At 66.7% G+C, this 13,981-nt stretch carries 10 protein-coding genes and 1 pseudogene; 8 read left to right on the forward strand and 3 right to left on the reverse strand.

All coding sequences use genetic code 11. From position 1 onward, the window contains the following. Positions 1-137 precede the first annotated feature (137 nt). The 3 genes from tal to rpiA form a co-directional block, all read right to left on the reverse strand. Positions 138-1,262 (reverse strand): transaldolase, encoded by a 1,125-nt coding sequence (gene tal, locus ACE5C1_RS02075; RefSeq protein WP_374942401.1) that lies wholly within the window; start codon positions 1,260-1,262, stop codon positions 138-140. Then, positions 1,259-3,343 (reverse strand): transketolase, encoded by a 2,085-nt coding sequence (tkt, locus tag ACE5C1_RS02080; RefSeq protein ID WP_374942402.1) that lies wholly within the window; start codon positions 3,341-3,343, stop codon positions 1,259-1,261. The genes tal and tkt overlap by 4 nt, the downstream gene beginning before the upstream one ends. 67 nt (positions 3,344-3,410) lie before the next feature. After that, the gene (rpiA, locus tag ACE5C1_RS02085) at positions 3,411-4,085 is read right to left on the reverse strand and encodes a ribose-5-phosphate isomerase RpiA (RefSeq protein ID WP_374942403.1); all 675 of its coding nucleotides are present in this window, start codon (positions 4,083-4,085) and stop codon (positions 3,411-3,413) included. A 107-nt stretch (positions 4,086-4,192) separates the two neighbouring features. Here rpiA and ACE5C1_RS02090 point away from each other — a divergent pair, with 107 nt between their 5' ends. From ACE5C1_RS02090 to ACE5C1_RS02125, 8 genes and pseudogenes are all read left to right on the forward strand, one after another. After that, complete coding sequence (locus ACE5C1_RS02090) at positions 4,193-5,413, forward strand: efflux RND transporter periplasmic adaptor subunit (RefSeq protein ID WP_374942404.1); 1,221 nt, start codon at positions 4,193-4,195, stop codon at positions 5,411-5,413. A 6-nt stretch (positions 5,414-5,419) separates the two neighbouring features. Further along, complete coding sequence (locus tag ACE5C1_RS02095) at positions 5,420-8,689, forward strand: multidrug efflux RND transporter permease subunit (protein WP_374942405.1); 3,270 nt, start codon at positions 5,420-5,422, stop codon at positions 8,687-8,689. Further along, positions 8,689-10,254, forward strand: coding sequence for an efflux transporter outer membrane subunit (locus ACE5C1_RS02100; protein WP_374942406.1), 1,566 nt, complete (start codon positions 8,689-8,691; stop codon positions 10,252-10,254). Before ACE5C1_RS02095 ends, ACE5C1_RS02100 begins: the two co-directional genes overlap by 1 nt. A 42-nt stretch (positions 10,255-10,296) precedes the next feature. Beyond that, positions 10,297-10,638, forward strand: coding sequence for a hypothetical protein (locus tag ACE5C1_RS02105; protein WP_374942407.1), 342 nt, complete (start codon positions 10,297-10,299; stop codon positions 10,636-10,638). Then, on the forward strand, positions 10,638-11,741 hold the full coding sequence (locus tag ACE5C1_RS02110) for an alpha/beta fold hydrolase (protein ID WP_374942408.1): 1,104 nt from the start codon (positions 10,638-10,640) through the stop codon (positions 11,739-11,741). Before ACE5C1_RS02105 ends, ACE5C1_RS02110 begins: the two co-directional genes overlap by 1 nt. Further along, positions 11,738-12,289 (forward strand): GNAT family N-acetyltransferase, encoded by a 552-nt coding sequence (locus tag ACE5C1_RS02115; RefSeq protein ID WP_374942409.1) that lies wholly within the window; start codon positions 11,738-11,740, stop codon positions 12,287-12,289. The genes ACE5C1_RS02110 and ACE5C1_RS02115 overlap by 4 nt, the downstream gene beginning before the upstream one ends. Before the next feature lie 48 nt (positions 12,290-12,337). Next, positions 12,338-13,135, forward strand: coding sequence for an esterase/lipase family protein (locus ACE5C1_RS02120; RefSeq protein WP_374942410.1), 798 nt, complete (start codon positions 12,338-12,340; stop codon positions 13,133-13,135). 136 nt (positions 13,136-13,271) lie between these two features. Next, positions 13,272-13,981, forward strand: a pseudogene (locus ACE5C1_RS02125) (IS630 family transposase); the annotation flags it as partial.

Genomic DNA, 13,981 nt, shown 5'->3' on the forward strand with positions numbered 1-13,981 from the left:
AATCGCCTTGACTATAGAAGTCGTCACCCGGGACGTGTTCCGGGGTCCAGCGTGCGGCAAACGATGCCTAGGCAGTTCCAGCCGCATCGCTCGCGGAGCCCTGGCTCCCGGAACACGTCCAGGGTGACGGAGGTCGATCATACTGCCGCGGGCTGCTTCTTGGCGATGGCGCCAAGCAAATCGTCGAATGCGCCGGCAAAGGAAGCGACGCCTTCCTCAACGAGTTTTCCCGTGACACTGCCAAGATCGAGGCCGAGCCGTTCGGCGTCGGCCAGCACCTGCCGCGCCGCATCGACGTCGGTGGTGAGCGTTTCGGCGACGGCGCCGTGATCGCGGAAGGCGTCCATCGTCTTGGGCGGCATCGTGTTGACGGTGTCGGGGCCGATCAGCTGGTCGATGTAGAGCGTGTCGGGATAGGCCGGATCCTTGACCCCGGTCGATGCCCACAGCAGCCGCTGCGGTTGCGCGCCCTTCGCGGCGAGCGCCTGCCAGCGGTCGCCTGCGATGAAGTTCTGATACCAGGCGTAAGCCAGCTTGGCGTTGGCGACGGCAACCTTGCCGCGCAGGCCTTTGAGAGCCTCCGCCTGCGAATCGCCTTCCTTGACGCGGCGATCGATTTCCTTGTCGATGCTGGTGTCAATCCGGCTGACGAAGAAGCTGGCGACGCTCGCGATCCGGTCGATCGGTTGTCCCTGGCGGACGCGTTCCTCGAGCCCCATCGCATAGGCCTCGGCGACGCGCTGGTATGAGTCCTGCGAGAACAGCAGCGTCACGTTGACGTTGATGCCCGATGCGATCGTCGCGCTGATCGCAGGACCGCCGGCGAGCGTGCCGGGAATCTTGATCATCAGATTGGGCTTGTCGACCGCGCGCCACAGCTTCTGCGCCTCGGCGATCGTCGCATCGGTGTCGTCGGCGAGGTAGGGCGAGACTTCAAGGCTGACATAGCCGTCCTTCGCATCCAGCCGGTCGTAGAGCGGGCGTAGCGTGTCAGCAGCAGCCTTGATGTCCCGGATCGCGAGGTATTCGTAGCGGTCGATCGTCGCCGCCGCTGCATGGTCGCGATCGTAGCCGGCGAGCGTGTCGTCATAGGCATCGCCGTGGCCCATCGCTTTCTCGAAGATCGACGGATTGGACGTGACCCCCGTGAGGCCGTCCTCGTCGACCAGCTTCTGCAGGCCGCCGGCCGCGAGGAACTTGCGGTCGACGAAATCGAGCCACACCGCGGTGCCTGCGGCGGAGAGGTCGGATAGCCTGCTCATGAATTCTGCTCCAGTATCTCGCGGGCGACCTTGACGACGTTGTCGACGGTGAACCCGTATTTGTCCTGCAATTTGGCAATCGGGGCAGACGCGCCGAAGGTCGACATGGTGATCGTCTTGCCGGTCGTGCCGACATAGCGGTCCCAACCGATCTCCCCCGCCTGCTCGACCGAGAGGCGCGCGGCGACCGCCTTGGGCAGGACGCTTTCCTTATAGTCCTCGTCCTGCAATTCGTAACGCGCCCAGCTCGGCATCGACACGACGCGGCTGCGCACCCCGGCTTCCTTGAGCTGCTCGTGCGCGGCGGCGACGAGCGCGACTTCGCTGCCGGTCGCGATGAGGATCAGCTGAGGATCATCGCTATCCGCCAGTACGTAGCCCCCCTTCATCAACCCTTCGGCCGAGGCGTATTTGCCGCGATCGAGCGTCGGCAACGCCTGGCGCGAGAGGACGAGCGCGGTCGGGCGATCGCGATGTTCGAGCGCGGCGCGCCAGGCATAAGCGACCTCGTTGGCGTCGCAGGGGCGGATCGTGTCGAGCCCGGGGATGGCGCGCAATGTCGCGAGCTGCTCGATCGGCTGGTGGGTGGGCCCGTCCTCGCCGACCCCGATCGAATCGTGGCTGAAGACGAAGATCGACGGCAGCTCCATGATCGCGGCCAGCCGGATCGGCGGGCGCATATAGTCGCTGAACACCAGGAACGTCGCGGAGTAGCTGCGCAGATAGCTGAGCGCCATGCCGTTGACGACCGCGCCCATGCCGTGTTCGCGCACCCCGAAGTGGAGGTTGCGCGCGCCATAGCTCGCCGCCTGGAACGATCCGCCGCCATCGATCAACGTCTTGGTCGACGGCGCGAGATCGGCCGAGCCGCCGACCAGCCATGGCACCTTGGGCGCGATGGCGTTCATCACCTTGCCGCCCGCATCGCGCGAGGCGATGCCCTTGGCATCGGTGTCGAACGTCGGAATATCGGCGTCCCAACCGTCGGGTAGCGTGCCGGTGAGCATGGCGTCTAGCTCGGCGGCGAGTGCGGGCTCGGCGGTGCTATAGCGTTCGCGCATCGCCTCCCATTCTTGGCGCAAAGGGCGTCCGCGATCGGCGATCGAGGCCTGGAACGCCGCGGCAACGCCATGGGGAACCAGGAACTTGGCTTCCGGATCCCAGCCGTACGCCTTCTTGGTCCCGGCGATGTCCTCCTCGGTCATCGCCTCGCCGTGCGCCTTGGCGGTGCCCTGGATCGAGCTGCCGTAGCCGATGATGCTGTGGACGACGATCATCGTCGGCTTGTCGTCGGTCTTGCGGAACGTCTCCAGCGCCTGAGCGACCGCCGCGGTATCGTTGGCATCGTTCACGTGCAGGACGTTCCAATTATACGCCTGAAAGCGCTTGCCGACGTCCTCGTCGAAGGCAAGGTCGGTGCCGCCCTCGATCGACACGTGGTTGGAATCGTAGATCCAGCACAGGTTCGACAATTTCAGATGTCCGGCCAGGCTCGCCGCCTCGCTCGCGACGCCCTCCATCATGTCGCCGTCGCCCGCCAGCACGTAGATATCGTGGTCGAACATCGGAAAACCGGGCTTGTTGTAGCGTGCCGCGAGCCAACGCTCGGCGATCGCCATCCCGACCGAATTGCCGCAGCCTTGCCCCAGCGGACCGGTGGTCGTCTCGACGCCGGTGGTGTGGCGATATTCTGGATGGCCGGGGGTACGCGACGAGAGCTGGCGGAACTGGCGGATGTCGTCGAGGCTGATCGCGGGCTCACCGGTCGGCTTGCCGTCGCGATCGATCTCGCAAATGCCGGCCAAATAGATCAACGCATAGAGCAGCATCGAGGCATGGCCGACCGACAGCACGAAACGGTCGCGGTTGGGCCAGTCGGGCTTGTCCGGGTCGGTGCGCAGGAATTTGGACCAGAGCGTGTGACCGACCGGTGCCAGCGCCATCGGCGTGCCGATGTGCCCCGACTTGGCCTTGGCGACCGCATCCATCGCAAGCGTGCGGATGGTATCGATGGCAAGACGTTCCGGGGAGCCGTCCTCATGGACAGCGGATTTGGCGTCGGGGGTCGCGACGTCGGACATGGATGCACCTCTTGGCTATTTCGGGGGCAACGTTCCGGCATGCAGTTCCGTTGCCGGAGGCTCGCGTTTAACGAGATCCCGCCGAGCGTTCCAGTCGCGTAACAATGCCGTCGGCGCCGATATAGGCGGCATCCACCTCGCTCAGGAACAGCCCGTGTCCCAACGCGCCGGGAATGGCCGCGATGGCGCGGGCCAGCGCCTCAGGATCGGGCATCGTTGCGAAGGTACAGTCCGCGACCAGGTTGCCGCCGTCCGTGCGGTAACCGGAACGAACGACCACGCTCGCCCCCAGCGCCTGCAGTTTCGCGACCGTAAAGGCGCGGGCGAACGGCAGCAGCTCGACGGGCACCGGCGCCCCGCCGATGCTTGCGCGGCGCTTGGAGGCATCGGCGATGACGATCATCCGATCGGCGGCGGCGGCAACGACCTTTTCGCGGAGCATCGCGCCACCTGCGCCCTTGATCGCGCGAAGCCCCTCGTCGATCTCGTCGGCGCCGTCGATCGCCAGGTCGATGCGGGCGACATCGGCGAAGTCGGTGACCGTGATGCCGCAGGAGGCGGCAAGCCGCGCGGTCGCCTCCGACGTCGCCACCGCACGGATCGAGAGCCCCGCCGTCACGCGTTCGCCCAGCAGGCGCACCGCATGCGCCGCGGTCGATCCGGTGCCCAGCCCGACGCACATGCCGGCGCGCACCTCCTCCACCGCAGCTGCGGCCGCAGCACGTTTGTCGTCATCGATCATCCTGCGCGCTTATCACTTCGGCAGCGGCGCCGAACACAATTTGCGACAATTCGCCTATGGCCATGCCAATTATTTTCCGGCATCGGCGCGGGAGTTTCGGCAATCGGATGGTGCTTTTGGTCACGACGGGTAGGATCGCGCTGGCGGCGGCGCTGCTCACGATGTCGGCCTGTAGCGGCGGCAGCGGAGGCGGCAACAGCAGCGGCGAGGCCAAGGGCGGTCGCGGCGGTGCACAGCGGACGCCGACGGTCGGCTTCGTCGTCGTCCAACCGACGACTGCGGCGATCCCGACCGAACTCGCCGGACGCACCAGCGCGTACGAAAGCTCCGACGTCCGCCCGCAGGTGAGCGGCATCATCCGCAAGCGGCTGTTCACCGAAGGGTCGCTGGTCCGCGCGGGTCAGCCGCTCTACCAGATCGACCCGCGCCTCTATCGCGCCGCCGCCAACGAAGCGCAGGCGAACCTGCAAAGCGCGCGCGCCAATGCCGAGGCCACCAGGATCCTGGCCCAGCGCTACAAGCCGCTCGCCGACGCCGAAGCGATCAGCCGGCAGGATTATACCAATGCGGTCGCCTCGTCGCGGCAGGCGCAGGCATCGGTCGCGCAGACCGGCGCGGCGCTGGAAACCGCGCGGATCACCTTGAAATTCACGACCGTCCCTGCACCGATCGGCGGGCGGATCGGACGCTCGCTGTTCACCGTCGGCGCGCTGGTTTCCGCGACGCAGGCCGATCCGCTGGCGCAGATCCAGCGGCTCGACCCGATGTTCGTCGACATCCAGCAGTCGAGCGCGGATATGCTGACGTTGCGGCGCAGCCTGGGTCGCGACGGCATCGTTGCGACCCGTGCGGTCGTGCGGCTGAAGCTGGAGGACGGCAGCGACTACGGGCAGACGGGCGCGGTCGAGTTTTCCGAGGCGCTGGTCAACCTCGAAACCGGGACGGTGACGTTGCGCGCGCGTTTCCCGAATGCACAAGGAATACTGCTGCCCGGCATGTTCGTTCGCGCAACCTTTTCGCAGGCGCTCAACACCCGCGCATTCCTGGTGCCGCAGCAGGCGGTGTCGCGCGATCCCAAGGGCGCCGCCATGGTGATGGTCGTCGGGCCGGGCGACAAGGCGGTGCAGAAGACCATCCGTGCCGATCGCGCGCAGGGCGCTTTCTGGGTCGTCACGCAGGGGCTGAACCCCGGCGACCGCATCATCACGCAAGGCCTGGCGCAGCTGAAGCCCGGCCAGCAGATCAAGCCGGTCGCCGCGAATTCACCGCAGCGCACCGACCCGCCGACCAAGAAACAAGGCGCCGAGAAGCAAGCGGGCGGCGGCTGAACCGCCATGCTGAGCCGCATTTTCATCGATCGCCCCATCTTCGCATGGGTGCTCGCCATTATCGTGATGCTGGGCGGCGTCGGCGCGATCATGACGTTGCCGATCGCGCAATATCCCGACGTCGCGCCGCCACAGGTGTCGGTGCGTGCCACTTTCCCGGGCGCGTCGGCGCAGACACTGCAGAATTCGGTGACGCAGGTGATCGAGCAGACGCTGACCGGCATCGACGGGCTGCTGTACTTCACCTCGTCGTCGTCGAGCCGCGGCCAGGTGACGATCACCGCGACATTCGAAAAGGGCACCGACCCCGATATCGCGCAGGTCCAGGTCCAGAACCAGGTGTCGCAGGCGACCGCGCGATTGCCGCAGCAGGTGCAGCAGCAGGGGCTGACGGTCCGCAAGTCGAACCCGGACAATCTGCTGATCGTCGCCGTTTATGACGAAACCGACAAGCTGACCAACATCGACGTCGCGGATTATCTGGTCTCGAACATCCAGGACCCGCTGGGGCGCGTGCCGGGGGTTGGCGACATCAACGTATTCGGTTCGCAATATGCGATGCGGGTCTGGCTGAACCCGGACCGGCTCGCGAGCTATCAGTTGATCCCGTCGGACATCGTCTCGGCCATCCAGACCCAGAACACCGAAGTGGCAGCCGGCGAGATCGGCGGGCTGCCGGTGCCGACCACGCAGATGCTCAACGCGACGGTGACCGCACAATCGCGGTTGCAGACGCCCGAGCAGTTCCGCGACATCATCATCAAGACCTTGCCGAGCGGCGCGACGGTGCGGCTGTCGGACGTCGCGCGGATCGAGCTCGGAGCCGAGAGCTACGCCTCGCGCAGCCGGATCAACCGGCATCCGGGCGCCGGCATCGCGGTGCTCGCCGCGCCGGGGGCCGATGCGCTGAAGACCGCCGAGCTGGTCAAGGCCGAGGTCGCGCGCGTCGCCAAGACCTTTCCCCCGGGGCTCAAGATCGCCTACGCCAACGATACGACCGCGTTCATCAAGCTGTCGATCGACGAAGTCGTCAAGACGCTGGTCGAGGCGGTAATCCTGGTCGTCATCGTCATGTTCGTGTTTCTGCAAAGCTGGCGTGCGACCCTGATCCCGACCATTGCGGTGCCGGTCGTGCTGCTGGGCACGTTCGGCATCTTTTCGCTCGCAGGGTTCACGATCAACACGCTGACGCTGTTCGGGCTGGTGCTCGCGATCGGGCTGCTCGTCGACGATGCGATCGTGGTTGTCGAGAATGTCGAGCGGCTGATGGAAGAGGATCCCGAGCTCTCCCCGCGCGATGCGACGATCAAGTCGATGGACGAGATTTCGGTCGCATTGATCGCGATCGCGCTGGTGCTGTCCGCGGTGTTCCTGCCGATGGCATTCTTTGGCGGATCGACCGGCGTGATCTATCGCCAGTTCTCGGTCACGATCGTCTCGGCAATGATATTGTCGGTGCTGGTCGCGTTGATCCTGACACCGGCGCTGACCTCGCACCTGCTCAAGCAGAAGCGCGAGGAAGACGACGATAGCGGGTGGCTGGAGCGCCGTTTCCCGCGGGTGGCCGCGGGATATCAGACCGCCAAGGATAAGTTCAATTCGGGATTCGAGAAGACCACCAGTGGTTACATCGGCGTGGCCAAGAAGGTCGTCGACCGCAAATGGTTGTTCCTCCTGATCTATGTCGGCGTGGTGGCGCTGCTTGCGGTGCTGTTCCTGCGTCTGCCGACGGGGTTTCTGCCGACCGAGGATCAGGGCAGCGCGCGCGTCCAGTTCCAACTTCCCGCCGGCGCCACGCAGGGCCGTACGCTGGCAGTGCAACGGCAGGTGGAGAATTATTTCGCCCGCCACGAAGCCAAGAACACGTCGGTGCTGTTCACCGTCGCGGGCGGCGGTGGCGGCGGCGCGAGCGGGCAGAACACGGGCCAAGGTTTCCTGAACTTCGTCGACTGGGACCAGCGCAAGGGCAAGGAGAACACCGCCGACGCGATCACCGCACGCGCCTCCGCCGCGTTTCGCGGCATCCGCGACGCGCAGGTCTACTCCCTGGTCCCGCCGGCGGTACGCGGGCTCGGTCAGTCCGACGGCTTCACGATGGAGCTGCAGAACGCCAGCGGGATGACCGCGACCGCCTTCGCCGCGGCGCGCGACAAGCTGCTGGCGTCGGCCAACGGCGATGCGATGCTGACCGGCGTGCGGCTGACCGAGCTGCCCGATATCGCCACCCTTCAGGTCGATATCGACCAGCAGAAGCTGGCAGCGTTGGGGCTGACCCAGGCCAACGTCAATTCGACGCTGTCGACCGCGCTCGGCGGGCAGTACGTCAACGACTTCATCGATCGCGGCCGGGTGAAGCGCGTCTACGTTCAGGGCGACGCCGAATTCCGTGCCGAGCCGGACGACGTGAAGCGGTGGTTCGTTCGGGGCGCGAACGGGCAGATGGCCCCCTTCTCGTCCTTCTCGACGGTTCGTTGGAGCCAGGCGCCCACGACATTGTCGCGGTTCAACGGCATACCCTCTTTCGAATTCCAGGGATCGGCCGCGTCGGGCAAGAGTTCGGGCGACGCGATGGACCGGATGACCGAACTCGCCGCGCAGATTCCGGGAACGACCGTCGCGTGGGCAGGATTGTCGTATCAGGAGCGGCTGTCGTCGGGGCAGGCACCGATCCTGTACGGGCTGTCGATCCTCGTCGTCTTCCTGTGCCTCGCGGCACTTTACGAGAGCTGGTCGATCCCGGTCGCGGTGTTGCTCATCATCCCGCTGGGGCTGATCGGCGCGGTCGCTTTCGTGACGCTGCGTGGGCTGACCAACGACGTCTATCTCCAGATCGGGCTGCTGACGACCATGGGACTGGCGTCCAAGAACGCAATCCTGATGATCGAATTCGCCGAGCAGGCCGAACGCAACGGCAAGCGCGTGATCGACGCCGCGCTGGAAGCAGCACGCATCCGCTTGCGGCCGATCCTGATGACCAGTTTCGCCTTCATCTTCGGCGTGCTGCCGCTCGCGATCTCGACGGGGGCCGGTGCCAACAGCCGAATCGCGATCGGCACCGCGGTGATCGGCGGCATGCTGACCGCGACCATCCTGGCGATCTTCTACATCCCCTTGTTCTTCGTGCTGGTCCGCCGCGGCGTGCGTGACGGCATTGCCAAGCTGCGGGGCAAGCCCACCGGCTTCCACGGCGGCGAGGACGACGAGCCGAAGTCGGGCGACGCCGAGCCCTACGGTCCACCGGAAGCCGCCGGTCCGCACCGGCCGGAGCCCGCCTGATGCGAGCGATCGTCTTTCTCGCCGCTACTGCGCTCGCCGGGTGTTCGCTTGCACCCAAATACGTGCGGCCCGAGCTGCCCGTGCCACCGTCCTGGCCGGTGGGCGATGCGTACCTACGGCAGTCGGAAGCGGCACTGCCGTCGATCACCTACCGCGACGTGTTCCGCGACGTGCGGTTGCAGGCGATCATCGACCAGGCGCTGGCCAACAACCGCGACCTCAGGATCGCCGCCGCCAACATCGCCTCGGCACGCGCGCAATATCGCATCCAGCGCGCCGACCTGTTCCCGCAGGTCGATGCGACGGGGCGCTACAGCTATTCGGGTGGCGGCAACGGTGCGCGCAACACCGCCGCGACCGGCGGGACGGGGACAGGAAGCGGAACGGGTACCGGCACGGGTGGTGCGGGCACCGGCGGCTCAGGTACTGGCACCGGCGGGACCGGTACCGGCGGGACGATCGTCACATCGTCGTCGTCGAACAGCTCCTTTTCGGTCGATCTCGGCGCCACCGCGTTCGAGATCGACCTGTTCGGGCGGGTGCGATCGCTGACCGGCGCGGCGCTCGACCGCTACTTCGCGACCGAGGCGGCGGCGCGCACCGTGCGGCTGACGCTGGTCGGCGACATCGCGAATGCGTGGTTTCTCTACGCCACGGACCGCAGCCTGTTGAAGATCGCGCAGGACACCGCCGTCAGCGCGCAGAACAGCGTTCGGATCACCCGCCTTCGCCTCGAAGGCGGCATCGCGCCGCGCACCGACCTGCGTCAGGCCGAACAGGTGCTGGCCACCGCTCAGTCCGATCTTGCCGCGCAGCAGACCGCGGTTGCGCAGGACGCCAACCTGCTCCAGCTGCTCGTCGGCGCACCCGTTGTCGGCAGCCTGTTGCCCGACGCGATCGAGACCGTCGGCGACAGTGTCGCGGCATTGCCCGCCGGAATAGACTCAGAAATCCTGCTGCGGCGTCCCGACGTCGTCGAGGCCGAATACACGCTGCGCGCCGCCAATGCCGACATCGGCGCGGCACGCGCAGAGCTGTTCCCGCGCATTTCGCTCACCGGCATCGTCGGCTTCGCGAGCAGTGCGTTGTCGTCGCTGTTCGCGAGCGGCGCGTTCAATTACTCGGTCGCGCCGAGCGTCAGTTATCCGATCTTTCGCGCGGGCGCAGGCGGGGCGAACGTCGCCTATACGCAGGCGCAGCGCGATGCGGCGCTCGCGACCTACGAGCGAACGATCCAGACTGCGTTCCGCGAGACCGCCGACGCACTGGCCAGGCAAGGGACGATCGATGCGCAGCTTGCCGCAACCCAACGGTTCGGCGAAGCAGCGGCGGACACGCTGCGGCTCGCCGATCTGTCCTACCGCGGCGGCATCACGCCGTTCCTCAACACGTTGGATGCGCAACGTTCATACTATTCAGCCCAACGAACGCTGGCGACAACCCGGTTGACGGCAGCGCAGAACCGGGTGACGCTGTACCAGGTGCTTGGTGGCGATGCGACGTTGGAGGCGACCGAACGCGGTCCGCAACCGGTTTCGGCGAGCGGCTCCCCACGCACCGAATAGCCGCTGCTTGACGCAGGCGGCGCAGCGGTGAAGGATGCCGCCATGACGAACGATCCTTCGGCATTCTTTCGGGACATGCTGGGACAATGGGAGCGTATGGCGAACAGCTTCGGCGGCGACACGCTGAGGTCGGAGGAGTTCACGCGCTCGCTCCACGGCGCCAATGCCGCGTCGATGGCGATGCAAGGCGCGCTGGGTCAGGCGATGGACAAGGCGCTGGCATCGACCAACCTGCCCAGCCGCAACGATATCGCCGACCTTTCGGCACGGATCGGGCAAATCGAGGCTTCGCTGGCGCGGATCGAAACGATGCTGGCGGCAGCGAACGGCCCTGCGCCGACTCGTGCCGGCCCGAAACGTACGCGCAAGCCACCCACCGCCTGATGGCGACGGCTCCCGACCTGTTCGCAAGCGCTCCCGATCTGTTCGCCACGGCGCAGACCGAGTTCGAGCGCGCGTTCACCCGCAACCTCAAGGGGCTGGAATATCTCGCCAGTCCCGGCCCTGCGCTGGGGTGCACCGCCAAGGACGTGCTGATCGAACGCGGCACGATGCGGCTGTCGCGCTACCGGCCGCGCACCGACGAGGTGTACCGGGTGCCGCTGCTGCTGGTGATGGCGACCACCAACCGCGGCTACATCTTCGACATGGTGCCCGGGCAAAGCCTGGTCGAATATCTGCTCGACGCCGGCTTCGACGTGTTCATGCTCGATTGGCACCCGCCGCGTCCCGACGAGAAGACGCTGACGCTGGAGAGCTACGTCCTCGATTTCCTTCCGGCCGCGGTCGCGCGGGTCGCCGCGGAGACGGGCGAGCCCGACGTCAGTGTCATCGGCTATTGCTTCGGCGGCGTGCTGTCGCTGCTGTGGGCCGCGCTGGAAAGACGCGATGAGAAAGGAGGGGGACGGCTCGCCAATCTGGTCACCTTCACCACGCCGGTCGATTTCAGTGCCATGGAGATGTTCCAGGCATGGGCGGACCGGCGCTTCTTCGACGTCGACCGGCTGGTTGACACGGTCGGCAATTGCCCGGGCGAGTATCTGTACACCGCGTTCGACATGCTGCGTCCGGGTGCCCGCGTGGCAGGGCAGATCCGGCTGTACGACAAGTTGTGGGACGACGAGTTCGTGAAGTCGTTCCGCATGTTCGATCGCTGGGCAAGCGACGTGCTGCCGCTGGCGGGCGAGTATTTCCGGCAGACCACCCGGTCCTTGATGTGGGAGAACCGGCTGCTCGACGGCACGATGACGGTGGGCGGGCGTGCCGTCGACCTGGCGGCGATCACCGCACCGTTCCTCCATGTCGCGGCCGAGCACGACCATATCGTGCCGACCGCCGCCTCCGCACCGCTGATCGGGATGATCGGATCGGCGGACAAGGAAGAAGTGGTGCTGAAAGGCGGCCACGTCAGCCTGGTCGCGGGCGGCAATGCGATCCGGCGGTTGTGGCCCAGACTGGCGCATTGGCTGGGAACGAGATCGACATGACAGACCACACGATCCGCGGGTTCAAGGACGGCGACGAGGCGGCGATGCTGGTCTTCGCGCAGGCGCTGCCCGAACACGACCTGCTGTTTCTCGGCCGTGACCTCAGGCACCCTCGGGTGGTCGCGGCCTGGCTGGCGGCGATCCGCGAGGGCTGGATCGACAGCGTCGTCGCCGAATGCGCCAACGACGATGGAGGCAGCGCGATCGTCGGCACCGCCGCGGTGGTGCGCGATCCGCTGGGGTGGAGCGGGCACGTGGGCGAGGTGCGGTTGCTGGTGTCGGCGGAGAAGCGCGGCGCGGGGCTCGGGCGCGACCTGCTGGAGGTGGCGTTCGCGATCGCAGGCCAGCGCGGGTTGAGCAAGCTGACCGCGCAGATGACGCCGGATCAGACCGGGTCGATCGCGCTGTTCGAAAGCCTGGGGTTTCGTGCCGAGGCCTTGCTGAAGAACCAGGTTCGCGATGCCGGCGGCACCCTGCACGATCTGGCGATCCTTTGCCACGACGCCGACGCCACAGCAGCGCGGCGGCGGGCGATCGGGCTGGAATGAACAAAAACATGGTGCAGCGCATTATCGCCTGAAATCAGGAGTATCTTCATGGCCAGCGCCGCCGCGTTCCAGACCGATGCCATTTCCCCGCCGTCGATGCTGCTCGCGCTGACCGAGCTGCCGCGCGCGGCCGCGGAGTTCGCCTCGCTCTCCCTCGCCTCGCCGCTGCTCGCTTCCGCGCCGCGCGGCGACGGGCATCCGGTACTAGTTCTTCCCGGCTTCGCGACCAGCGATGCCTCGACCAAGGTGCTGCGCAAGTTCTTGACGCGGATGGGCTATGACGCGCACACGTGGGACCTTGGCCGCAACCTGGGCCACAAGGCGATCGGCCGCGAGGGCGAGAAGCTGGTCGCGCGGCTGCGCGCGATCCACGAGGCGACGGGGCAGAAGGTGAGCCTGATCGGCTGGAGTCTTGGCGGCGTGATGGCCCGGCTGGTCGCACACCGCGCGCCGGAAGCGGTGCGGCAGGTGATCTCGCTCGGTTCGCCCTTCGCCGGCAGCCCACGAACCACCAACGTCTGGCGAGTGTACGAGTGGCTGACCGGCGACAAGGTCGACGATGCGCGTACCGTCCGCCAGCTCGACGACCATGCCGGCCCTCCGCCGGTCCCGTCGACCGCGATCTGGAGCCGCGGCGACGGCATCGTCGCGTGGCAGACGTGCAAGGAACGCGAGTCCGCCACCACCGACAACATCGAGGTGCGCGGTAGCCATTGCGGCCTGGGGGTGAACCCGTCGGTGCTCTACGCGGTGGCGGACCGTTTGGCGCAGCCGGACGACGGGTGGGCGCCGTTCAAGCGGGATGGGCTGAAGGCTTGGGTTTACCCGTCGGCTGGGCATGCGTGAGACCGAGACCATGCCCATCCGACGCTGATCGGGACAACCGCCATTAGAGTCTGAGTCGTCTTGGCTGAATCGATTGGGGCTTCACAGGAGGTTGGCGATCTGATTCAAGCTGCTGGCCGTTGGAGGTCGGCGCAGGATGGCTCGAGCGTATTCGAATGATCTGCGGGAGCGGGTGGCGCGGTCGGTTCTAGACGGGCGCTCATGCCGCGACACGGCGCGGCTGTTCGGTGTGCGTGGCGAGCGCGGTAAAGTGGTCGCAGCGGCTGCGGGCGACTGGCAGCGCCGGTGCGAAGCCTGTGGGACGCAAGCAGCCGCGATCCCTTGCGGCGGAGCGGGCATGGCTTCTGGAGCGGCTTGAGACGGTGCCGGTCGTGACGCTGCGCCGGCTGGTGGCCGAACTGGGCGAGCGCGGCGTCGTGACCAGCTATGGCTCGGTGTGGAGGATCGTGCGCGAGGCGGGGATCACGTTCAAAAAAAACGCTGTTCGCCACCGAGCAGGATCGACCGGCGGTCGCCAGGCGACGCGCACAGTGGCGCAAATACCAGGGTCGGCTTGATCCCAAGCGCCTCGTCTTCATCGACGAGACCTGGGCCTCGACCAACATGACCCCGATCCGCGGCTGGGCGCCGCGTGGCCGCAAGCTGCTCGCCAAGGTTCCGCATGGCCGCTGGAAAACGATGACCTTCATCGCCGCTCTGCGCTGCGACCGGATCGACGCGCCTTATGTGCTCGATGGCCCGATCAACGGCCTGACCTTTACCGCTTGGGTCGAGCAATGCCTGGTTCCTACGCTCGCGCCCGGCGACGTGGTGATCCTCGACAATCTTGCCAGCCACAAAGGCAAG

Origin of the sequence: Sphingomonas sp. (genome assembly GCF_964263785.1) — a bacterium.
In the GTDB taxonomy this organism is placed as follows: Bacteria; Pseudomonadota; Alphaproteobacteria; order Sphingomonadales; family Sphingomonadaceae; genus Sphingomonas.